Origin of the sequence: Streptomyces spiralis (assembly GCF_014654675.1) — a bacterium.
Lineage (GTDB): Bacteria > Actinomycetota > Actinomycetes > Streptomycetales > Streptomycetaceae > Streptomyces > Streptomyces spiralis.
Genome location: NZ_BNBC01000066.1, coordinates 1 through 20,829 on the forward strand (window position 1 = coordinate 1; position 20,829 = coordinate 20,829).

At 70.6% G+C, this 20,829-nt stretch carries 19 protein-coding genes; 13 read left to right on the forward strand and 6 right to left on the reverse strand.

The annotated features are described in order from the left end of the window. The first annotated feature begins 802 nt into the window (after window positions 1-802). A complete protein-coding gene (locus IE318_RS40090) occupies window positions 803-1,447 on the forward strand; it encodes a sugar-binding domain-containing protein (protein ID WP_229904082.1) in 645 nt (214 codons plus the stop codon). A gap of 13 nt (window positions 1,448-1,460) precedes the next feature. Here the strand turns inward: IE318_RS40090 and IE318_RS40095 are convergent, their stop codons facing one another. Both IE318_RS40095 and IE318_RS40100 read right to left on the reverse strand, forming a co-directional pair. Further along, window positions 1,461-2,507, reverse strand: a complete 1,047-nt coding sequence (locus IE318_RS40095) for a serine hydrolase domain-containing protein (protein WP_189907814.1) — start codon at window positions 2,505-2,507, stop codon at window positions 1,461-1,463. After that, entirely contained in the window at window positions 2,504-3,346 is an 843-nt protein-coding gene (locus IE318_RS40100; protein ID WP_030178631.1) for an IclR family transcriptional regulator, read from the reverse strand. Before IE318_RS40100 ends, IE318_RS40095 begins: the two co-directional genes overlap by 4 nt. Before the next feature lie 54 nt (window positions 3,347-3,400). Here IE318_RS40100 and IE318_RS40105 point away from each other — a divergent pair, with 54 nt between their 5' ends. From IE318_RS40105 to IE318_RS40125, 5 genes are read left to right on the forward strand one after another with little or no spacing between them, the layout of a single operon-like run. Continuing rightward, on the forward strand, window positions 3,401-4,972 hold the full coding sequence (locus tag IE318_RS40105) for an ABC transporter substrate-binding protein (RefSeq protein ID WP_189907815.1): 1,572 nt from the start codon (window positions 3,401-3,403) through the stop codon (window positions 4,970-4,972). Beyond that, complete coding sequence (locus tag IE318_RS40110; protein WP_030178626.1) at window positions 4,969-5,961, forward strand: ABC transporter permease; 993 nt, start codon at window positions 4,969-4,971, stop codon at window positions 5,959-5,961. The genes IE318_RS40105 and IE318_RS40110 overlap by 4 nt, the downstream gene beginning before the upstream one ends. Beyond that, window positions 5,958-6,875 carry an ABC transporter permease gene (locus IE318_RS40115; RefSeq protein WP_189907816.1) on the forward strand — a complete coding sequence of 306 codons (918 nt, stop codon included), beginning with the start codon at window positions 5,958-5,960 and terminating at the stop codon, window positions 6,873-6,875. Before IE318_RS40110 ends, IE318_RS40115 begins: the two co-directional genes overlap by 4 nt. Continuing rightward, window positions 6,872-7,717, forward strand: coding sequence for an ATP-binding cassette domain-containing protein (locus IE318_RS40120; RefSeq protein WP_189907817.1), 846 nt, complete (start codon window positions 6,872-6,874; stop codon window positions 7,715-7,717). Before IE318_RS40115 ends, IE318_RS40120 begins: the two co-directional genes overlap by 4 nt. Continuing rightward, entirely contained in the window at window positions 7,714-8,583 is an 870-nt protein-coding gene (locus IE318_RS40125; protein ID WP_189907818.1) for an ATP-binding cassette domain-containing protein, read from the forward strand. Before IE318_RS40120 ends, IE318_RS40125 begins: the two co-directional genes overlap by 4 nt. Window positions 8,584-8,594: 11 nt before the next feature. On the opposite strand, the gene IE318_RS40130 is transcribed toward IE318_RS40125, so the two are convergent. Beyond that, a complete protein-coding gene (locus IE318_RS40130; RefSeq protein WP_189907819.1) occupies window positions 8,595-9,554 on the reverse strand; it encodes an ROK family protein in 960 nt (319 codons plus the stop codon). Between the two features lie 41 nt (window positions 9,555-9,595). On the opposite strand from IE318_RS40130, the gene IE318_RS40135 reads away from it, so the two are divergent. From IE318_RS40135 to IE318_RS40145, 3 genes are all read left to right on the forward strand, one after another. Then, window positions 9,596-10,360, forward strand: a complete 765-nt coding sequence (locus IE318_RS40135; protein WP_189907820.1) for a creatininase family protein — start codon at window positions 9,596-9,598, stop codon at window positions 10,358-10,360. A 70-nt stretch (window positions 10,361-10,430) separates the two neighbouring features. Beyond that, the gene (locus tag IE318_RS40140) at window positions 10,431-11,558 is read left to right on the forward strand and encodes a mandelate racemase/muconate lactonizing enzyme family protein (protein ID WP_189907821.1); all 1,128 of its coding nucleotides are present in this window, start codon (window positions 10,431-10,433) and stop codon (window positions 11,556-11,558) included. After that, the gene (locus tag IE318_RS40145) at window positions 11,555-12,001 is read left to right on the forward strand and encodes a RidA family protein (protein ID WP_189907822.1); all 447 of its coding nucleotides are present in this window, start codon (window positions 11,555-11,557) and stop codon (window positions 11,999-12,001) included. The genes IE318_RS40140 and IE318_RS40145 overlap by 4 nt, the downstream gene beginning before the upstream one ends. A gap of 312 nt (window positions 12,002-12,313) precedes the next feature. Here IE318_RS40145 and IE318_RS40150 read toward each other — a convergent pair whose 3' ends face one another. The 3 genes from IE318_RS40150 to IE318_RS40160 all read right to left on the reverse strand — a co-directional run bounded on the left by IE318_RS40150 (window position 12,314) and on the right by IE318_RS40160 (window position 15,774). Further along, entirely contained in the window at window positions 12,314-12,790 is a 477-nt protein-coding gene (locus tag IE318_RS40150) for a (2Fe-2S)-binding protein (protein WP_030178608.1), read from the reverse strand. Between the two features lie 8 nt (window positions 12,791-12,798). After that, entirely contained in the window at window positions 12,799-15,081 is a 2,283-nt protein-coding gene (locus tag IE318_RS40155) for a xanthine dehydrogenase family protein molybdopterin-binding subunit (protein ID WP_189907844.1), read from the reverse strand. A gap of 300 nt (window positions 15,082-15,381) precedes the next feature. Beyond that, window positions 15,382-15,774 (reverse strand): nuclear transport factor 2 family protein, encoded by a 393-nt coding sequence (locus IE318_RS40160; RefSeq protein WP_189907823.1) that lies wholly within the window; start codon window positions 15,772-15,774, stop codon window positions 15,382-15,384. A 156-nt stretch (window positions 15,775-15,930) separates the two neighbouring features. Between IE318_RS40160 and IE318_RS40165 the strand changes: the two genes are divergently transcribed. The 4 genes from IE318_RS40165 (at window position 15,931) to IE318_RS40180 (ending at window position 20,778) form a co-directional block, all read left to right on the forward strand. Continuing rightward, a complete protein-coding gene (locus tag IE318_RS40165) occupies window positions 15,931-16,539 on the forward strand; it encodes a PadR family transcriptional regulator (protein WP_189907824.1) in 609 nt (202 codons plus the stop codon). Between the two features lie 277 nt (window positions 16,540-16,816). Continuing rightward, window positions 16,817-19,471 carry a WD40/YVTN/BNR-like repeat-containing protein gene (locus IE318_RS40170; RefSeq protein ID WP_189907825.1) on the forward strand — a complete coding sequence of 885 codons (2,655 nt, stop codon included), beginning with the start codon at window positions 16,817-16,819 and terminating at the stop codon, window positions 19,469-19,471. A 213-nt stretch (window positions 19,472-19,684) separates the two neighbouring features. Continuing rightward, on the forward strand, window positions 19,685-20,227 hold the full coding sequence (locus IE318_RS40175; RefSeq protein ID WP_030178601.1) for a GNAT family N-acetyltransferase: 543 nt from the start codon (window positions 19,685-19,687) through the stop codon (window positions 20,225-20,227). 86 nt (window positions 20,228-20,313) lie between these two features. Next, window positions 20,314-20,778, forward strand: coding sequence for an HIT family protein (locus IE318_RS40180; protein WP_189907826.1), 465 nt, complete (start codon window positions 20,314-20,316; stop codon window positions 20,776-20,778). Window positions 20,779-20,829 lie beyond the last annotated feature (51 nt).

Genomic DNA, 20,829 nt, shown 5'->3' on the forward strand with positions numbered 1-20,829 from the left:
CCTCGTCCGCGAGAGCCGCCCCCACGACACCCGCTCCGATGATCACCACTCGAGGTCCCGCCATCGCCCAACCTCCGAACTTGAGACCGGTTCAGTTGCTTGTTGCGCAACTCGACTCATGTCGCGCAACTCAATGTGCCCGTCGCCGTGGAGGGTGTCAAGGGGTCGGTGACGTCGGAAAACAGCCCGGGAAGCGGCAATGCCCGGCGAGCGGTGCGCGCAGGTGCACACCGCCCGCCGGGCGTCCTCCAGCCCCTCTTTCCAGCCTTGTGCCACTTCAGCCAGGCGTCGACCCTGTCGCGGTTCGCCTCGCCCCAGCCCAGCGGGTCCGGCGGCGACCACGCACGCGGCCCCGCCCTCGCGATCGGCGATTCCGGTTGTCCCGGTGCGCCCGCGCCCGACCCGGCGATCCACCGAAGTCGGGAGCCGTGGGCACGACAGACACCTTGACGCGCAGGCGGGTTCTGCTCACGCTTCTGTAGGCGCGCCCTGGTTCAGCATATCGATTGACGTTCGGCCACTCGAACATTTGAGGCGGCGGGGAACAAGGCGATCAGCAAGCGCGAACAGGCCGGCGAGGCTTCGGGGCCCGTGCTCGGTGAAGCGCGGCAGCCCCCGGGCGGCGCCGCAGGGGGCGTGACGCGACGTCAGGCCATTCAGCTCGGCGCGGTGGCCGCGGGATCGGTGGTTCTGGGAGTGGATCAGCCGGCGTCCGCCCTCGGTCGTGAGGCCCCGGAGCCGGGCAAGTGGGTGCGAGAGCGGTCCTTCGACGAGGACTGGCGGTTCTTCCGAGGCGACGTCAGTGGCGCTCAGGAACACCTCGTTCGACGACGGCTCCTGGCGGACTCCGGACCTTCCTCACGACTGGAGCATCGAGGACCTGCCGTACGCCACGTCCGGTGACGGCGCCGCGACGAGCGACCCCTCCCTGCCGGCGGTGAAGGACCCCGATCCGACGGCGCCGGAAGCACCTCAGGCGATCGGGCCGTTCGACCGGCTGAACAGCCAGAACGGTGACTCGACCGCGCACACGGTCGGCGGGATCGGCTGGTACCGCAAACACTTCGAGCTGCCGCGGTTCCCCGAGGACCCTGCGGCGTCGGCCCACGGCGGAAGCGAGGCGCACGTCGAGCTGAGGTTCGACGGTGTCTACCAGAACGCGGACGTCCGGCTCAACGGTGTCCATCTGGGCTTCCACCCCTACGGCTACACCTCCTTCGCCCACGCCCTGACCCCGCACCTGAACCGCGAGGGCACCAACGTGTCGGCCGTGCGGGTCGACAACAGCGGCAAGACCAGCCGCTGGTACTCGGGTTCGGGTATCTACCGCGTCCCCGACGCCGCTGGCGATCCTGCGCCCCGCCAAGCAGCCGGGCCGCCTCACGCTCACCGCGCAAGCCGCCGGACTGCGACCCGCGAGCTCACCCTGCCCGTCGGACGCACATAGGCACCCGCGGGTTTCAGCCGGCCGGTGACCGGGCGGACAGTGCCGCGGCCGCGGTGTGGAACGCGCGGCGTACGGCGGTGATGCCGTCCCCGTCCCGGGTCGGGTGCACTCGGTTGGTCAGCAGCACGGCATAGCGCTTCGCGGCGGGGTCGACCCAGAGGCTGGTTCCGGTGAATCCCGTGTGTCCGTAGGAGTCCGGGCCGAATGCGGTCCCTACGGGCGAGCCGACCACGTCGCGGCCCTGCCAGGCGAGCGCCCGCCGCAGCCCGAGGTGGTCGGTATGGGCAGCCGTCATCAGGGCGAACGTCTCCGGGCGCAGCACGCCCCGGCCGTCACCGACGAGTGCCGCGCCGAGCAGTTCCATGTCGTCGAGCGTCGTGAACAGGCCGGCGTGCCCGCCGACTCCGCCGAGCACGGCCGCGTTCTCGTCGTGGACCTCGCCGGTGACCAGGTGGCCACGCCAGGGGCAGTCCTCGGTGGCCACCGCCCGCGCGCGATGTGCGGGAGAGGGACGGAAGAAGGTCTGTCTCATTCCGAGCGGCGCGCACACCAGCTGGTCCACCAGGGTGTCCAGCGGCTGCCCGGTCGCGGCCTCGGCGATCAGACCGAGGATGATGAAACCCTGCGAGGAGTACTGGACGCGGGTACCCGGCCGTGCGGTCAGGGGCAGCAGGCGTACGGCTTCCAGGAGCGAGGCGCGGGTGGGGTGGTCGCGGTAGAGCGGTACCTGTCCGGGGATGCCCGAGGTGTGGGTGAGCAGTTGGCGTACCGTCAGGTCTGCCTTGTCGCCGTCCCGGTATCCGGGCAGAAGGTCGCCCACCGTGCTGTCGAGCGTCAGTGCGCCGCGCTCGACGAGCGCCATCACCGCGAGCCCGACGACCGGCTTCGTCACCGAGGCCAGATCCCACAGCTCACTGCCGTCCAGCGTGGGCCCGTCCCAGCTCCGGGTGCCGTGCCGGCCGCGGTCGAGCGGTCCGTCCGCGCCGCCGACGGACCAGGCAGCGCCCGAGTAGACGTGCTGTTCGCGTCCGGCGGCGATCGGCTCGGCCAGGGCGCTCATTCCCGCTCACCCCGATCGGACGTGCCCACCGCGCCCAGGGCCGGCGTCCGCGCACCGAGCCCGGCGGAGACCGTCCGGGCCGCGGCGCGCACCATGGGCCCGAAGACCGCCACGCTGTCGGAGTCCATGGTGAAGGTCAGGCCGGAGATGCCGATCGCACCCACGACGTGCCCCTGTGCGTCGAGGACGGGAGCCGCCACCGAGCGCACGTCCGGTTCGTCGTACTCGTCCTCGACGGCGTAACCGCTCAGTGCCGCCTGCGCCAGGAGCGCGCGCAGCGCGGCCGGGTCGGTGATCGTGTGCGGTGTCCGGGCCTCGGACGCCGACGCGTGCAGGGAGGCGAAGGCGGCTCTCTCCTCGGCGGGCAGGGCGGAGAGCATGGCGAGCCCCACGCCGCAGGCGTGGAGCGGCGAACGGTGTCCGGGCCGCGCGCTCATACGGTACTCGCGGGCCGGCTCCGACTGCTCCACGTACACGGCCTCGGACGCGTGCCGCACCGCGTAGAGCGCGACGTGCCCGGTGCGCCGGCGCAGGTCGGCGAGGACGGGCCGGGCGAGTTCGAGGGCGGCGTCGTCGTCGAGGACGGCGGCGGCCAGGCCCAGCAGCCGGGGACCCGCGCGGTAGCTGCCGCCCTCGGCGGGCTCGGCGAAACCGTGCTCCGCCATCGTGCGCAGATGTCTGTGGACCGTCGGTTTGGGCAGGCCCGTGCGTCGTGCGAGGTCGCCCAGCCGGTGTGGGCCACCGGGCTGGACGAGTGCTTCCAGCACTTCCATCGCCTTGTCGACGGGGCCCTTCACGGGTTCCTGCTCGACGGATCGGGTGTTGACCGCTTTCGCCATGTCGCTTAGCTTAGCGCAACCACATTCCATCTGACGGAACGGACGTGTTGTTCAATGGAACGCATACGTCAGGGGCGCATCGTGGACCGCATCCATCCGCCCCGCCGCGACGTCCTGCGGGCCGGTGGTCTGCTGCTCGGAGCTCTCGGTGCTCCGGCATTCCTGAGCGGTTGCGGTACGTCGGCAGGCCGGGCCGGGAACATCCTTCGGGTCTCCCAACCCGGAGACCCCAAGACGCTGGACCCGCAGAAACAGGGCGACATGGTGTCGATGAACGTCCTGATCAACATGTTCGACACGCTCACCACACGCGGCCGGGACAACCAGTTGCATCCCCGGATCGCCCTGTCCTGGACCGCCACCGATGCCCGGACGTGGCGGTTCAGGCTTCGTCCCGGGGTGACCTTCCACAACGGTGAGGCGTGCGACGCGCATGCCGTCGCGTTCAGCATCGAGCGACTGCTCGACCCGGCGACGAAGTCACCCATCGTCGAGCTGCGCTACGTCAAGGACGTCGCCGTCGTCGACCGGCTCACCGTGGACGTCCACACCACGGTGCACGATCCGATCCTGCCCGCCAAACTCTCCCTGTTCGGCGGGGTGGTGGTGCCGCCCCGCTACCTGTCCGAGGTGGGCGACGCCGGATTCGCCGCACATCCGGTCGGTACCGGCCCGTTCACCTTCGTCAGCTGGCAGCGCGACCACGAACTGCGCATGCGGGCCTACGACGGCCACTGGCAGGGCCGCCCGAGCGTCGACGGCGTCGTCTTCAGCCCGGCCCCCAACGCCTCGTCCTCACTGGCCGCCCTCCAGAGCGGCGGCGTCGACCTCGTCGCCGGGCTCACCCCCGACGCCGCTCAGCAGCTCGACGGCTACTCCGGCGTCAGCCTGGACGGCTTCACCGGAATCCGCACCTCCTACCTCTCCCTGAACACCTTGGAGAAGGGTCCGCTCCAGGACCGCCGGGTGCGCCAGGCGCTCAACCACGCCGTCGACGTGCCCCTGCTGATCAAGGCGGTGCTCGACGGGAAGGCCACCGAGACCCCCGCCCTCATCCCGCGCGGCGCCTTCGGCTTCGACCCCTCCGTCAAGCCGTTCACCCGCTCGGTGAAAACCGCGCGCGCCCTGCTCGCCGAAGCCGGCTACCCGCACGGCTTCTCCACGACGCTCACCGCGTCCAACGTCGACTCCAATGTCGCGGAGGCCCTTTCGGGTCTGCTGGCCAGAGCCGGGGTGCGCGCGCGCGTCAACCTCCTCGACCCCGGAACGTACGCGGCGCGGCTCACCTCCGACAACCGGGGGGCGCTCGGCCCGATCTACCTGGCGGCCAGCACCGTGTGGACGCTGGACGGCGAAAGCATGGTCCAGTCGAACGTCCGCCGGGACCGCCGGCAGAGCCGCTGGCACTCGGCGGAAGCCGACCGCCTCATCGACATCGAAGAGCTCTCGCAGGACCCCGCGGAGCGCGAGAAGGCCTTCTCCGACCTGCAACGCCTGATGCGTGAGGAAGCACCCTTCGTCTTCCTCTACCAGATCGACAACATCTACGCCCGCAACAGCCGGCCCCACTGGAAGCCGGGATCCGCAGGCGTCCTTGCCATGGAGAGTGCGGTGATCTCCCGATGAGCGACATCGCCCTGGACCGACCGCCCGCCGCGACGTCCGACCGGAGGCACGACCGCCATGCCACACGGCTCGTGCTGTTCGTCCTGAGGCGCCTGGGCACCGCCGTGTTCGTCCTGCTGTGCACGGCGACCGTCTCCTTCTTCCTCGTACGGCTCTCCGGCGACCCCGTCAAGGTCCTGCTGCCCCCCGATGCCACCGCGGCACAGGAAAGCGCGCTGCGCGCCTCCCTCGGCCTCGACCGGCCGCTGTTCACGCAGTACATCGACTTCCTGTGGGGGCTGCCCCGCCTCGACTTCGGCAACTCCCTCGCCTACGGCCAGCCCGTCAGCCAGATCCTGGCCGACCGGCTCCCCGCCACGATCCAACTCGCCGCCGCGGCCATGGCCGTGACCCTCCTCATCGCCGTCCCCGCCGGTGTCTTCGCCGCGATGCGCCGCGGGCGCGGCTCCGACCGCGCCGTGATGACCGGCGTCCTGCTCGGCCAGTCCACCCCGCCGTTCTGGGTCGGGATCCTGCTCATCCTGGTCTTCGCCGTCGGACTGCACGCTCTGCCCGCCTCCGGCTACGGAACCTTCGCCAACCTGGTCCTGCCCGCCGTCACCCTGGCCGTCTACTCCGTCGCCGTGGTGGCGCGTCTGCTGCGCTCCTCGCTGATCGAGGTCCTGTCCTCCGACCACATCCGCAGCGCCCGTGCCAAGGGCTTCGGCCCGCTGAAGGTGGTCCTCACCCACGGACTTCGCAACGCCTCACTGCCGGTCGTGACCATCGTCGGCCTCGAAGTGGGCAGCCTGCTGGGCGGTGCGATCCTCACCGAACGGGTCTTCTCCTGGCCCGGAGTCGGACAGCTGACCATCGAGGCGATCTCCAACCGCGATTTCCCCCTGGTCCAGGCGACCGTTCTGTTCTTCGCCGCCACCTTCGTCGTGGTGAACCTGCTCGTCGACCTCTCCTACAGCTTCCTCGACCCGAGGGTGAGGACGTCACGATGACCGTCATGTCACCGGCCGCGGCGACCGGCCAGGCCCCCGCCGCGGCACCGGCCGCCGGCTCCGGCCTCCGCGTACTGCGGGCGCTGCTGCGCAACAAGCTCGCCGTCCTGGCACTCGCCGTACTCGTGCTCCTGCTGACGGCCGCCCTGTTCGCACCACTGATCGCACCGTACGACCCCAACGCGCAGAACCTGCTGCTGCGGCTGCAGCCGCCCGCCTGGCAGAGCCGGGGCAGCGGCGCCCACCTGCTCGGAACCGACCAGCTCGGCCGCGACATACTCTCCCGCGTCATCTACGGAGCGCGCGTCTCCCTGCTCGTCGGCGCCGGCGCCGCACTGCTCGCAGGAGTGGTCGGCACCGCCGTGGGACTGGTCTCCGGATACTTCGGCGGCTGGGCCGACCGGGTCCTCATGCGGCTCGCCGACGTCCAACTCGCCTTTCCGGCGCTGCTCCTGGCGCTGGCCATCGTCGGATTCCTCGGCTCCGGCCTCTGGTACGTGATCCTCGTCCTCGGCTTCACCGGCTGGGTCTCCTACGCCCGCGTCGTGCGGTCCGAGGTCATGTCGCTGCGCTCGCGCGACTTCGTCACCGAGGCACGGGCGATCGGCGTCACCGACATCACCATCATGCGCCGCCACCTGCTGCCGAACGTGACGGCCCCTCTCGCCACCATCGGCACCCTGCACGTCGCCGCCGCGATCGTCGCGGAGGCGTCCCTGAGCTATCTGGGACTGGGCGTGCCGAAGGAGACGGTGACCTGGGGCTCCATGCTCGCCGACGGTCAGCTCTACCTGGGCACCTCCTGGTGGGTCGCCGTGTTCCCCGGCATCGCGCTCATGCTCACCTCCCTCGCCATCAACATCACCGGCGACGCCCTGCGGGACGTCGCGGACCCGAAGGCCTACCGACGATGACCACGGACCGACCGGCACGCGACCGGTCCCGCCGCTCGGCGGACGCGAAACCACTGCTGGAGATCAGCCGTCTCAGTGTCGACTTCCGGCTCGACACCTCCGTCGTACACGCCGTCCAGGACGTGTCCCTGCACGTCCACGCCGGCGAGACGCTCGCCGTCGTCGGGGAGTCGGGCAGTGGCAAGTCCGCCACCGCGCTCTCCGTCCTCGGCCTCAACCCCACTCCGCCGTGCGTCTACGCGGGCGGCGAGATCCTCTTCGACGGACGGGACATGCTGAAGCTCTCCGAGAAGGAGCTCGGCGCGATCAGAGGCCGTGACATCGCCATGGTCTTCCAGGACCCGATGACGTGTCTCGACCCCCTCCAGCGCGTCGGCGCGCAGGTGGCCGAGGTGCTCAGGCACCACACCGGCGTGTCCCGCGCCGAGGCCAGGGAAGCCGCGCTCGCCGCGATGGACGAGGTCGGCATCCCCGACCCCGCACTGCGCTACCGGCAGTACCCGCACGAACTCTCCGGAGGCCTGCGCCAGCGCGTGATGATCGCGACGGCCCTGGTGGGACGCCCCCGGGTGCTGATCGCCGACGAGCCGACCACCGCCCTGGACGTCACCGTGCAGCGCCAGATCCTCGACCTGCTCGTCACCCTTCAGCACAAGCACGGCATGGCGGTCGTGCTGATCACCCACGATCTCGCCGTGGTGGCGGAGACCGCCGACCGGGCCGTGGTCATGAACAAGGGCAAAGTCGTCGAGAGCGGCGATGTCGTGGACGTCTTCGACCGTCCGGCCGACGACTACACCCGCAGACTGCTGGCCGCCACCCCGCGATTGGAGGCGGTGTGAACACCGAAACCGAGACCCCGGCACCCGCCGGCCAGGCCCTGCTGCAACTCATCGGGCTGCGCAAGGAGTTCGGCACCAGGACGGTGAACGTGGCCGTCGACGACGTCACACTCGACGTCCACGAGGGCGAGACCCTGGCGCTGGTCGGCGAGTCCGGCTGCGGCAAGACCACCCTGACCCGGCTGCTGCTCCGGCTCCTCGAACCCACCGCGGGCAGCGTGCGCTTCGACGGACGGGACCTCGCCGCCCTGTCCGCGGCCGAGCTGCGCGCCGTACGCCGCCGGCTGCAGGTCGTCTTCCAGGACCCGTACTCCAGCATGAACCCGCGCATGCGGATCACCGACATCGTCGCCGAGCCGCTCGTCACCCATGATCCGGCAGCCCGCGGGCGGCGCGGCAGGGCCCGTACCCGGCAGCGGGTCGGGGAACTCCTGGAGGCCGTCGGCCTGGACGCCGGCATCCAGGACCGCTACCCGCACGAGTTCTCGGGCGGCCAGCGCCAGCGCATCTCGATCGCCCGTGCTCTCGCGTCCGAGCCCCGCCTCCTGGTGCTCGACGAGCCCACCAGCGCCCTGGACGTGTCCGTGCAGGCCACCGTCCTCGACCTGCTGGCGGAGCTCCAGCAGCGGCTCCGCCTGACCTACGTCTTCGTCTCGCACAACCTCGCCGTCGTGGGGCAGGTGGCCGACCGGGTCGCGGTGATGCGGCGGGGGCGCCTGGTGGAAGTGGGAGAGGCGCGGCAGGTCTTCCGCAGCCCTCAGCACCCCTACACGCGGCAGCTGCTCGACGCGGTGCCGGTCATGGACCCGCGCAGGGGCCGCCGAGCCGCGGACCGCACGCCCCTCACCAGCGAAGAAGGCCGATGACAGCTCACGTACTACAGATGCGACAGGACGAGTCCGGCGCCGCCGAGCAGCGCCACATCGTCCACGGCGGCCTCGCTCACCAGCACCCGCGGTTCCTCGGCGCCCGCGAACGCGGCGGCGGCACGCAGCCTCTCCTCGACCACCGTGCGGAATCCCTCACCGCCCTCGCACGCCTCACCGTGCAGGATGAACAGGCCGGGCGCGAAGAGCTGCTGCACGTTCTCCAGCCCCAGAGCGAGGTTGTGCGCGTACTCCTCCACCACCCGCGCGGCGGGCCCGTCCCCACGCCTGACCAGGGCCTCCAGCGACATGCCGTCCCCGAGTCCGGCGGCCTGCGCCCGGGCACGCAGCCAGCCGCTGGTGGCGAGCGTCTTCCAGCAGCCGCGGTTTCCGCAGGTGCACAGCTCGCCGCTGGCCGCGACGGTCATGTGCGCGCCGCTGCGCCCGCCGGGCGGGGCCAGCACCTCGCCGTCGTAGAGGACTCCCACCCCGAGCACCTCGCCCGTGGAGACCGAGGCGAAGGTGCGCCGTCCGCGACCGGCACCGAAGAAACGGTCGCCGAGCACCTGCAGCCTCGCCCGGTGCTCCACCCGCACCGGCCGTCCGGTGAACGCGCGCAGCCGCTCCGTCACCGGATACCCGTGCAGTCCGGGCACGTCGTTGACTTCCAGGATCAGACCGGTCAGCGGATCCACGAGCCCGGCGGCGGCCACCCCGATCCCGCCGAGGTCATGACCGGCGAAGAACGCGGCGGCCGCGGTGAGGACCGTGTCGATGTCCTCCGGGGTCGCGGTGGCCGCGTCGTACGACGTCTCGATGCGTTCCAGGATCTGCCCCGCGACGGACAGCACCGCCGCCCTGACCCGGCCCGGTACCAGCTCGACGGCCCCCAGCCGCCGCGGTGCGCGGGGTGCGGTCCGCTGCGGCGCGGGCTCGGGCACCAGTCGCAACGGAGAACGTTTGTGAACCATGCGCCGACTTTGCCACGTCCCTGTTTCGGAGAGATAGCACCGTGAGTCAACTGAGACTGAACCAACTGACCTGGCGCGAGGTGCGCCAGGCCGGTGAGCGAGGCATCGCCCTGCTGCCCATCGGTTCGCAGGAGCAGCACTCCTCGCACCTTCCGATGGGCACCGACACCCTCCTGGTCGAGGCGGTCGTCGACCGCGCGCTGGACCTGCTCGCCCAGGAGGCGTCGGGCCCCGACGTCGTGCGGCTGCCCGCCCTGCCCTTCGGGCACAGCCCCCACCACCTGTTCGCCGCGGCCGTCTCGCTGTCCGCCGCCACGCTGGGCGCCGTCCTGGACGACGTCCTGGACTCGCTCGTCACCAGCGGACACCACCGCATCATGGTCGTCAACGGACACGGCGGCAACGACGAGATCATGCGCCTGGCCGTGAAACGGCTGGCCCTGCGCGCAGAGGTCTCCGTCGCCGCCTGCTCGTACTGGACGATCACCTCGGGCGACGACGATGGCGGCCGGCCGGACGTCACCCCGGGCCATGCCGGATGGTTCGAGACATCGCTGATGCTGGCGGCCCGCCCGGACCTGGTACGCCGGCCCGTACCCGCCCGCACACCGGTCGTGCCGCCCCCCTTGTTCGACCAGCCGCCCTATCCCGGCCTGACCGTGGAGCGCCACGGAGAGTGGGCGCGGGTGGGGGGTTCGACGGACGATCCCTCCGGCGCGGACGCCGCACGCGGCCGTGCGCTGCTGGACGACAGGGCACGAGGGCTGGCCCGGGCGATCCAGGCCTTCCACGCCGCGACGCGGTGAGGCCGGACACCGCGGCCGCTGAGGGCCGCCCCCGCGCGCACCGGCCGTCCCACGATTTCGAGGAGCAGCTATGAAGATCACCGATGTCGACGTCTGGGTTGTCAATCTCCCCCTGGTCAACCCCTTCACCAGTTCGTTCGAGACCAAGACGGGCGAGACCCGCACTGTTGTGCGCATCCGCACGGACGACGGCGTCGAGGGCTGGGGCGAGACGATGTGGGGCAGGCCGGTCGCCGCGATCGTCCGGTCCATGGCCACCGACCTGATCGGCACCAGCCCGTTCGCACTGGAACGCTTCCACCGCAGGCAGCACATGGTGCCGTTCTTCTACGGCTATCTCGGCTACGCCGCGCTCGCGGCCATCGACGTCGCCTGCTGGGACGCCATGGGCAAGGCCACCCAGCAGTCCGTCACGGATCTGCTCGGCGGCCCCGTGCGCGACGAAGTCCCGATCACCGCGCTCATCACCCGGGCGGACGCGCCCGGAGCGCGGGGCGCGGACCTGCCCGCGGCGCTGGCGGAACACGCCCGGCAGGTCGTGACGGAGGGCGGTTTCCAGGCCGTCAAGCTCAAGGGCACGAAGGACGCGGCCGGCGATGTCGCCGTCCTGCGCGCGCTGCGCGAGGCGCTTCCCGAGGTCGACCTGCGCGTCGACCCGAACGCGGCCTGGTCCGTGCCCGACTCCGTGCGCGCCGGGATCGCCCTCGAAGAACTGGACCTGGAGTACCTGGAGGACCCGTGCGTGGGCATCGAGGGCATGAGCCAGGTGAAGGCGAAGGTGCGCATCCCGCTGTGCACCAACATGTGTGTCGTCCGCTTCGAGGAGTTCGCGCCGGCCATGCGGCTGAACGCCGTGGACGTCATCCACGGCGACGTCTACAAGTGGGGCGGTATCGCGGCCACGAAGGCGCTCGCCGCGCACTGTGAGACCTTCGGCCTCGGAATGAACCTGCACAGCGGAGGCGAACTCGGCATCGCGACGGCCGCGCATCTCGCCGTCGTCGCCAGCACGCCGGTGCTCTCCCGCGCCATCGACAGCATGTACTACCTGCACGCCGACGACATCATCGAGCCGCTGCACCTGGAGAGCGGCAGACTGCGCGTGCCGACCGGAGCGGGTCTGGGCGTGAGCGTCGACGAGGACAAGCTCCGGCACTACGCCGCGGTCAACGAGCGGGAAGGCGACCTCACGGGATGAGCGGCGGCACGGGAGACGAGACCGGGTCCAGGGCAGGGGGACGACACACGGGCAGGGAAGCCGTACGCACCGCCGGCGCTCCCCGTCCCGCCGGGGCCTACTCCCAGGGCGTGGTGGCAGGCGGTTTCCTCTTCACGGCCGGGTTCGGCCCGCAGGATCCGGCCACCGGTGCAGTACCGGAGGGGGTCCGGGAACAGACCGCGCAGGTGTTGCGCAACATCGCTTGCGTACTCGCCGAGCGCGGCCTGACTCCGGAGGACGTCGTCAAGGTCACGGCGCATCTGCAACACCTCAAGCGGGACTTCGCCGGGTTCGACGCGGCCTACCGGGAGTTCTTCACCGAGCCCTGTCCGGTGCGGACCACAGTAGGGTCCGATCTGATGGACATCCTTGTCGAGATCGATGTGGTGGCCGTGGTCCACGAGGGAGCCGGAAGCGACTGACCTGCCCCCCGCCGTACCGTTGCCGGGCGGCGCGACGTGCCGTGTCATGTCGCGCCGCGTGGCGAACCGGCCCGGAACCTGGAGTCCGGGAAGTGAGTGGGCTGGGAATCGCCGTTTCAGGCCTGCGCTCGGCTAAAGCCGGGCCTCATTTCTTTGACCGCGCGCGGTGGCTGTGCCGCATCCCCAGCCAGACACAAGAAATAGCAAGGATCGAGTGGGAACGGTCCTCGGAGCGTGGGAGACGTTGGTCACGTCCGGCTCGCCCGGCCGGCGGTGCACATGACAGAAAGTCGGGCCCGCCGACCGCGCGCCTCAGTACTTCTTCGCCCCGGCCTGGATCGCCTCCCGGATGCGGTGGTACGTGCCGCACCGGCAGACGTTGCGGATCTCGTCCAGGTCGGCCTCGCTGATCTCCCTGCCCTCCTCGCGGGCCTGGCGGACCTTGGCGACGGCCGTCATGATCTGCCCGGGCTGGCAGTAGCCGCACTGGGCGACGTCGTTCTCCAGCCAGGCCTCCTGCATCGGGTGCAGATCCCTGCCCACGGTGGCGGGCAGACCCTCGATGGTGGTGATCTCGTCGTCGGCGCCGATGTCCTTCACCGGCACCGAGCACGGGTTGAACGCCTTGCCGTTGATGTGGCTGGTGCAGGCCTGGCACACGCCCAGACCACAGCCGTACTTCGGTCCGGTCACGCCGAGGACGTCGCGCAGCACCCACAGCAGCCGGACGTCGTCCTCGATGTCGACGGTCACCCGCTCGCCGTTGAGGATGAAGGTGTGTTCGGGCACGGTGGCTCCTAGTAGGCGCGGCCGAGGCCGTCGGTGGGCGACGCGGGGATGGGCGGGGTGGTGGGCAGCGGCTCGAAGCCGAGGGGGCCGTCGTGGTTGATCGGGAAGGTCGTCGGCATGGTGCCGGTGGCGCGGCCGTAGGCGCAGGCCACGGCGGCCGAGGTGGCCGGGACGCCCAGCTCACCGGCGCCGCCGGGCTGTCCGGTGGTGGGCGGCATGACGACGATCTCCAGCTCGGGCGGGGTGTTCCACTGACGGGTGTAGAAGTAGTTGTCCCAACTTCCTTCCAGGAAATGCCCGTTGTCGAGGTGGAGCCCCGAGCTGAGCGTGATGGCGATACCGTCCATGATGCCGCCCATCATCTGCGCCTCGAGACCGCGCGGATTGACGGCGAGGCCCACGTCGACGGCGCACACGACCTTGGTGACGCGCGGCCCCGTACAGGCGTCGCGGATCTTGCGCCCGGTGGTCTCCGGCCGGCAGTCGATCTCGGCCAGGACGGCGACGCAGGCGTGGTACTCGGGGTGGAGCGCGATGCCCTGCGCCGTCCCGGCGGGCATGCTCCGGCCCCAGTCGCCGACCTCGGCGACCTTGTCGAGCACCGCCCGGACCCGATCGTCCTTCGCGAAGGCGCGACGGAATGCGTAGGGGTCCTTCCCCATCCGCTTGGCCAGCTCGTCCACGACCAGCTCCTGTGCGCAGCGCACGTTCGGCGAGTAGATGTTGCGCATGGAGCCGGTGTTGAACCCCTTGTCGGTCTCGCTCAGCAACTGGGTGACGACACCGAAGTTGTACGGGGTCTGCTGGGTCAGCGCGAAGATCGTCTCCGAGAAGGTGAGGTCACCGACGGGCAGCCGGGCCGCCTCGGAGGTGATGATCTCGCCCACGCCATGGCCGAAGTCGGTGGCGACGGAGGTGTGCCGCTGGTCGTAGGTGAGAACGTTCCCCAGCGCATAGGTGGCGCGCACCCGCGAGGTGGCCATCGGGTGGGCACGGCCCTGCCGGAAGTCGTCGGTGCGGTGCCACATCACCTTGACCGGCTTGCCCATCGCCTTCGAGATCTCGGCGGCCTCGGCGGCGGCGTCGTGGAAGAGCTTGCGGCCGAAGGAGCCGCCGCCCTCGGTGACATGGACCTTCACCGCGGAGGCGGGCAGTCCCAGCTTCAGCGCGATCTGCTCCTGCGCGACGATCGGGGACTTCAGGCTTCCCCAGATCTCCGCCGAGCCCTCGCGCACGTCGGCGATCGCGCAGTTCGTCTCGAGCGCACTGTTGCTGGCGAAGTGGAACGTGAACCGGGCGTCCACCGACTTCGTCAGCAGATCCAGGGACGGAAGAGGGAGTTCGGCTCGGCGGAGTTCGTCCCGGATCGTGGCGTCCGAGGCGCCTTCCGCACTCCCCGGCCCCCAGTTGACCTTCAGCGCGCGCACGGCGTCGATGCACTGGCCGAACGTACGGCCGCGGACGGCGACACCGGTGGAGACCGTCACGACATCGGTGATGCCGGGCATCGCCCGCACCTCCGCGAGATTGTCCACCGAGCGGACCGTGCCGTTGATCGTCGGCGGCCGGCACACCATCGTCGGCAGCGCGTCCTGCACATGCAGGTCCATCGCGAACTTCTTGCGTCCGGTCACCGCGTCGCGGGCGTCGATGCGCCGCTGGGCGGTGCCGATGACCTGGAAGTCGCCGGCATCCTTGAGAGTGACCGACTGCTGACTCGTCGTCACGGACGCGGCCTTCTCCGCCAGATCGCCATAGGTCAGTGACTTTCCGGTCACCGTGGAGGTGATGACACCGGCCTTGGCGGACAAGGTGTCCAGGGCCACTCCGAGCTCCAGGGCGGCCGCCTCCAACAGCCGGCCACGGGCCACGGCGGCCGCCACCCGGATCGGCGTGAAGGTCGAGATCGTGGTGTTGGAACCGCCGGTGAGCTGGTTGAACAGCAGCTCGGGCCGCGCGTCCGCGAGCGTGACCCGGATCCTGTCCAGCGGCAGGTCGAGCTCCTCGGCGATCAACATCGCGCTGGAGGTGGTGATCCCCTGCCCCACTTCCGCCCGAGGCAGCGCGAAGGACGCCGTACCGTCCGGGTCGATCCGGATCGTGATCAGGTTCGCCGTCGGCAACGTCGCATGCGTGAGCATGTCGTTGAGGTCGTAGATCTCGGCCGGCCCCGGCAGCGACGGGACGGCGGCCGCCGCCTCGTCCGGCGCGAGCGCGGCCTCGCCGAGTTCGGCGGCCACGGTCAGCGTCGAGGCGGCCAGCACATACCCGAGGAATCTCCGGCGCCCCATCCCGGCCGGTGCGGATGCGTCGGCCTGTCGCACAGAGCGCTCGTCTGCTTCCGTCAACGGTCCTCCTGGCCAAGCGGATTGCTCGTGTTCACAACGGCTCCTTGCGGTGCTACCCGGGCAGGTTCCCGTCCGAGGATCCTCTCGGTCTCGGGCGTCGACCGGGAGTCCCGGGAGCATGGTGGTTCTCCAGTGGTTCGGTGTCGGCCTCGCGGCGCCCGGGTGAAGATTCTCGGCAGAGCCGTCCGGCGGGGCGTCGTGGCGGCGACCCGGCCTGCGTGCGCAGGCCGGCGTCGGCGTCGGTCACTGCCCGCCCGCCTCCCGGGCGATCCGGTCGAACTGGGCTCCCATGGCCTCGGCGAGCGCCTTGGCGGCGGAGAGCGGACGGACCATGACCAGGAAGTCGTCGATCTTCCCCTCCTCGTCGAAGTGGAGGAAGTCGCAGCCCTGGATCTGCTTGCCGTCGACGGTGGCGGTGAAGACGAAGGCATGGTCGCGGCCGTCCGGGTTCGCGATCTCGCGTACGTACGTGAAGTCCTCGAAGACGCGGGACACCCCGCGAAGGATCGCGGCGGTGATCGCCTTGCCGGAGTACGGCTTGAAGGCGACCGGGCTGGTGAACACGACGTCCTCGGCCAGCAGGGCCTCCAGGGCGGCGTGGTCTCCGGTCTCGACGGCCTTGCGGAACGGGTGCACGGGATCACCTCTAGTCAATTTGTTGAATATGTGCATCGAGTACTATGACCGGGCAGCGCGGGGTTGTCGACCCCTCTGCGGCGAGAGGGCGGCGCATCAGGGCGGGTCGACCGTGGTCACATCCATGAGTAATCAACGACGCGATAGCCTCCCGTCATGGCATTGCGCAACGCGGTGATGGCCGCACTTCTCGAAGGAGAGGCGTCCGGCTACGACCTGGCCAAGGGGTTCGACGCCTCCGTCGCGAACTTCTGGATGGCCACCCCTCAGCAGCTCTACCGGGAGCTGGAGCGCATGGAGAGCGAGGGGCTCGTCACCGCCAGGGTCGTCGAGCAGGAGCGCCGGCCGAACAAGCGGCTCTTCTCCCTCACCGAAGCCGGGATGGAGGCCGTACGTGCCTACGTCGCCGAACGGCCGGGCAGGCCGACGACGATCCGGGACGAGCTCCTGGTGAAGGTGCAGTGCGCGGACGTCGGCGACATCGAGGCCGTACGAGCGGCGATCGGCGAGCGCATGGAGTGGGCCACGGCCAAGCTCGCGCGTTACGAACGACTGCGGGAGCACCTCTTGAAGGGGCGCACGGAGGACGAGTACTTCGCCGAGGCCGAACGGGTCGGGCCGTATCTGACGCTGCTGCGCGGCATGGCCTTCGAGCGGGAGAACATCCAGTGGGGCGAGATCGCGCTCCGCAGGCTCGAGCGACGTGCGACGGCCACCGGTGGACAGAAGCGCGTAACGCCGGAGACGTGGCGCCGGAGAACGTGACGCCCCGGTCCTCACCGCTCGCCACCGGCCGCGGACGGAAGTAACGATGACGGAGGTTCATGCGCTGCAAGTAGTGAGGGTGTGCCGTCACTTCGAGAGACGAGATGGCGAACGAGGCGACTTTTGACAATTATTACTTTTGTCAGGCTGTAAAGTCCGCGTAAACCCCTGGGGTTGAAGGGACGCACGGGGGTACGGTTCCGGCGCTCGGCAGTAGGACATCAAGTGCGGCCGTAGGGGCGGCCACGGCCTACTCCGAAGAAGCCGGAGACAGTCCATGCGTGACTATTCCGCACGGCGCAGACCGCGCCGCGGAGCGGAAAGCAGGGGGCGGACGGCACTCGCCGCCGCGGCCGCCGCACTCCTGATAGCGGGGACAGGACCCATCGCCGCGTTCGGAGTGGACAGCGACTCGGGATCCAGCCGCCACCACGAGGCCGGCGAGGAGTCCCACGAGCTGATGGAGTCGATCGACGCGTTCGACGAACCGAGGCTCTCCCCCGGCGGCCGGATCGCGCCGGGCGCCTACGCCGACGCCTGGGCGCACATCAAGAACATGCCGGTGAAGTCCGGCAGTTGGTCCGAAGTCACCACCTCGCCGTACAACGAGGACGCGCTGCACTACCGCGACCGGTCCGCCTCCAACTCCGGTGGCGGTGCGGGCCACTCGGCGGGCCGGATCGCCGCCCTGGCCACCGACCCGACACACCGGGGCGTGGTCTACGCGGGTGCCGCCGGCGGCGGCGTGTTCCGCTCCACCGACGACGGCAGCACCTGGACGCCGATCGCGGACCGGCTGCCCGCGCTGTCCGTGGGGGCCCTCGCGGTCGCGCCCGACGGCTCGTTGTGGCTGGCCACCGGCGAGGCGACCACCGCCTCCGACAACTACCTGGGCAGCGGCGTCTACCGGCTCGCGAACCCGGTCACCGGCACCTTCAGCGAGAGCGACAAGGTGGGCGGCACCGAGCTGGACTCCAGCTCCATCCACACTCTCACCTTCGACAAGGCCGCCGGGTACGTCTTCGCGGCGTCTTCGCACGGCGTCTTCCGGCGCCCGCTGTCGGCAGGTCAGTCCGCCGCCTGGACGAAGGTCCTCGCCCCGTGTGCGGGCATCGGCATCAGCGGCGTGGGCTGCGGGGTGGACGGCCACTACGCGGACATCGCCAACGACATCGCCGTACAGCCCGGCAGCGACGGCACCAGGCTGCTGGCCAACATGGCCTGGCGCAGCGGCGCCGACTACAACGGCTTCTACTACTCCGACGACGCCGGCACCACCTGGAAGCGCGCCAACCCGACCGGTGCGATCAACCCCGCCGAGATCGGCAACGCCGCCTTCGCCTACGCGGCCGACGGCAGCAAGCTGTACGTCTCGATGGAGTCCCCGAAGCTTCTCAACAAGGCCACCGGCTCCGGCGTGTACTCGGTCCTCGCCGGCGTGTACGTCAGCGAGAGCGGCAACGCCGACGGACCGTTCAAGCAGATCGCGACCTCCTCGTCGCTGTCGACGTCCGGCTCCGCAATGAAGATCAACGAGATCGGCAGCGGCTACCAGCCCGGCTCGCAGGCCTGGTACGACCAGGTGGTCGCGGTCGACCCGAGCGACCCGAACCACGTCTACCTGGGTCTTGAGGAGATGTTCGAGTCCCGGGACGGCGGCGCCACCTGGAAGGCCATCGGCCGCTACTGGGACTTCGGCATGAAGTGCTTCTCGTACGACCCCGCCGAGAACTCCTGCGACGGCGACGTGATGCACTCCGACCAGCACGCCCTCGCCTTCTCCCAGTGGAAGGGAAGCGCCCCGGAGGTGTTCGTCGGCAACGACGGCGGCGCCTACGCCCGCCCCACCACGCAGACGACCACCGGCTGGCGCAACCTCAACGAGTCGGGCACCCTGCGCACCCTCCAGTACTACTCGGTGCGCGCGGGCAGGATGACCGACGGCAGCGGCGACGCCGTCTGGGGCGGCCTGCAGGACAACGGCGTCTCGCTGCTCGCACCCAAGGGCTCCACCTACCAGGGGCAGCAGCTGAACCCGGACGGCAAGATGGTCTCCCCGTACGGCGGTGACGGCGGCGACCAGCTGGTCAACCCCGACAACGGCTGCCAGACGGTCGGCGAGTACGTCGACCTCGCGCTGCAGATCACGAACAACTGTGGCTACACCGCGAGCGACGACGGCTCCGAGGACGTGATCACCGACATCGCGCCCGGCGACCCGGGGGCCCGCTTCACCGCCCCGTTCAGCGCGGACGAGACCGACCCGAACGGCCTGTGGGTCGCGGGCGGCCAGTACGTCTGGGGCAACACCGAGACGTGGCAGAGCACCTCCGGCGCCGACTGGACCAAGCTGTACGACCTGGGCGCCGGCCACTCCGCGTCGGCGGTGGTCAGCCGCAACCACGTGACGTGGGCGGCCTGGTGCGGCCCCTGCGGCTCGGTCGACGAGACCTTCGGGCGGGGCATCGCCACCAACTACGGCGGCACCTGGCACCAGGTCGGCCTTCCCGCAGCCTTCCCGAACCGCTACATCTCCGGTCTGACCATCGACCCGTCCGACGCCTCCGGCAAGACGGTCTACGCGGTGGTCAACGGCTTCTCACGGCACTGGAACGAGGGCCCCGGCGCCGGCTACGGCCACGTCTGGAAGACCGCGGACGGCGGAAAGACCTGGACGGACGTCAGCGGTGACCCCGCCGCCTCGGACTCCTTCCCGGACGCCCCGGCCAACGCGGCGCTGATCACCAAGGCCGGCACCCTCGTGGTCGCCACCGACCTGGGCGTGTTCACCAGCACCTCGGCGGGCCACTGGGCGCGCCTGGGCACGGACCTGCCCACCGCGCCGGCGGTCTACCTCTCGCCGAGCCCGGACGGCAGCCAGGTGTACGTGGCCACGCACGGCCGGGGCATCTGGAAGACACGGACGCCGTAGCGCGCCCCGATGCCCTGACCCCGCGGTGACACCACCCCGTTCGAGGCCTGGGCCCGCACGACGGTGTGCGGGCCCCGGTCCGGGTGCGAGGAGGTCCAGCCGCCGCGGGCGTCGGCGAGCCGGCCGCCGGTCGGCCGGGAAAAATGCCCGGTGGGCCTCTGCCGGCCCCGGTTATCCTGCCTCGTCCTGAACAGGCCAGGGAGGTCCCGCAGCATGAGCAGCACCACGTCGTCCTTTCCCGAGCGGATCGAGCTCTCCGGGGAGGGTCTCGTCCTGCGCGACTGGACGGAGGCGGACCTGGCGGCGATGCCGGAGCTGTTCGACCATCCCGACATCGCGTACTGGACGCCGATCGTCTCCCCCTTCGACGAAGCGGCCGCCCGCGCACGGCTGGACCGGGACCGGCAGCTGCGGGCGGAGGGCACGGCCATCCTGCTCGCCATCACCGTCGACGGCGGCGCTCCGCTCGGCGAGGTGATGCTGCGGCGTGCCCCCGAGGGCACGGAACTCGGTTACGCGGTCGGCCCGGCGCACCGCGGCCAGGGGCTGGCGGTGCGGGCGGTGCGGGTGATGGCCGCGTACGCCTTCGAGCAGTTGGGCGCGGAGCAGGTGATCCTGGAACTGGAGGCCGAGAACGCCGCCAGCGTCGCCGTGGCCACCAAGGCGGGCTTCGGACTGCTCGACGTGCCGCTGATCAAGGGTGAGGAGAAGGGGCGGCCCTATGCCTTGCAGACCTGGGGTCTGCACCGCCCCTGAGCCTCGGCTCCAACCAGCAGGTCCGCACACCGTCAAGGGTGGGGAAACCACGGCGGTTCGCATCCGGAGCGGGCATCATGCTGCTCATGACAAATGAGCCCGCGCCGACGGACTGCTTCGTCTGCGGCAAGCACCGTGACGAGTCCTTGATGCCGGGGGGTCCGGTGTGGCACGACGAGCTCGTGGTCGTCTCGCACCTGTCCCCAAGAGCGCCCGGAGGCTCGGCGGCGGTCTACCTCGGCCATCTGCTCGTGGAACCACGTCGGCACGCTCCTGGTCTGGCCGATCTCACGGACGCGGAGGCACAACGGGTGGGGCTTTGGTGCACCCGTGCGGCGCGCCGACTCCGCGAAGTCGGCGGTGCCGAGCATGTGTACGCCGCCGTCATCGGCGACAACGTCCCTCACCTGCACGTTCACCTCCTTCCCCGCTATCCGGGAACCCCGCGTGAGTACTGGTGGGAACGCGTCGACGAGTGGCCCGATGCTCCGCGAGGCGGGGAGTCGGAGGCCGCCGCCCTGGTCGCGCGGCTGAGCGCGGCAGGCCGCTGACACACCGGGACACGTCGGGCGGGGACCACCGGCCGGAAGCGCGGAGCGGTC

What these genes read in the sequence shown, in the direction of transcription:
- IE318_RS40095 (WP_189907814.1), bottom strand. Translation starts at nt 2,507, where the DNA reads ATGAGCGCCCTGGCCGAGCCGATCGCCGCCGGACGCGAACAGCACGTC.
- IE318_RS40100 (WP_030178631.1), bottom strand. Translation starts at nt 3,346, where the DNA reads ATGGCGAAAGCGGTCAACACCCGATCCGTCGAGCAGGAACCCGTGAAG.
- IE318_RS40105 (WP_189907815.1), top strand. Translation starts at nt 3,401, where the DNA reads ATGGAACGCATACGTCAGGGGCGCATCGTGGACCGCATCCATCCGCCC.
- IE318_RS40110 (WP_030178626.1), top strand. Translation starts at nt 4,969, where the DNA reads ATGAGCGACATCGCCCTGGACCGACCGCCCGCCGCGACGTCCGACCGG.
- IE318_RS40115 (WP_189907816.1), top strand. Translation starts at nt 5,958, where the DNA reads ATGACCGTCATGTCACCGGCCGCGGCGACCGGCCAGGCCCCCGCCGCG.
- IE318_RS40120 (WP_189907817.1), top strand. Translation starts at nt 6,872, where the DNA reads ATGACCACGGACCGACCGGCACGCGACCGGTCCCGCCGCTCGGCGGAC.
- IE318_RS40130 (WP_189907819.1), bottom strand. Translation starts at nt 9,554, where the DNA reads ATGGTTCACAAACGTTCTCCGTTGCGACTGGTGCCCGAGCCCGCGCCG.
- IE318_RS40140 (WP_189907821.1), top strand. Translation starts at nt 10,431, where the DNA reads ATGAAGATCACCGATGTCGACGTCTGGGTTGTCAATCTCCCCCTGGTC.
- IE318_RS40145 (WP_189907822.1), top strand. Translation starts at nt 11,555, where the DNA reads ATGAGCGGCGGCACGGGAGACGAGACCGGGTCCAGGGCAGGGGGACGA.
- IE318_RS40155 (WP_189907844.1), bottom strand. Translation starts at nt 15,081, where the DNA reads ATGGGGCGCCGGAGATTCCTCGGGTATGTGCTGGCCGCCTCGACGCTG.
- IE318_RS40165 (WP_189907824.1), top strand. Translation starts at nt 15,931, where the DNA reads ATGGCATTGCGCAACGCGGTGATGGCCGCACTTCTCGAAGGAGAGGCG.
- IE318_RS40170 (WP_189907825.1), top strand. Translation starts at nt 16,817, where the DNA reads ATGCGTGACTATTCCGCACGGCGCAGACCGCGCCGCGGAGCGGAAAGC.
- IE318_RS40175 (WP_030178601.1), top strand. Translation starts at nt 19,685, where the DNA reads ATGAGCAGCACCACGTCGTCCTTTCCCGAGCGGATCGAGCTCTCCGGG.
- IE318_RS40180 (WP_189907826.1), top strand. Translation starts at nt 20,314, where the DNA reads ATGACAAATGAGCCCGCGCCGACGGACTGCTTCGTCTGCGGCAAGCAC.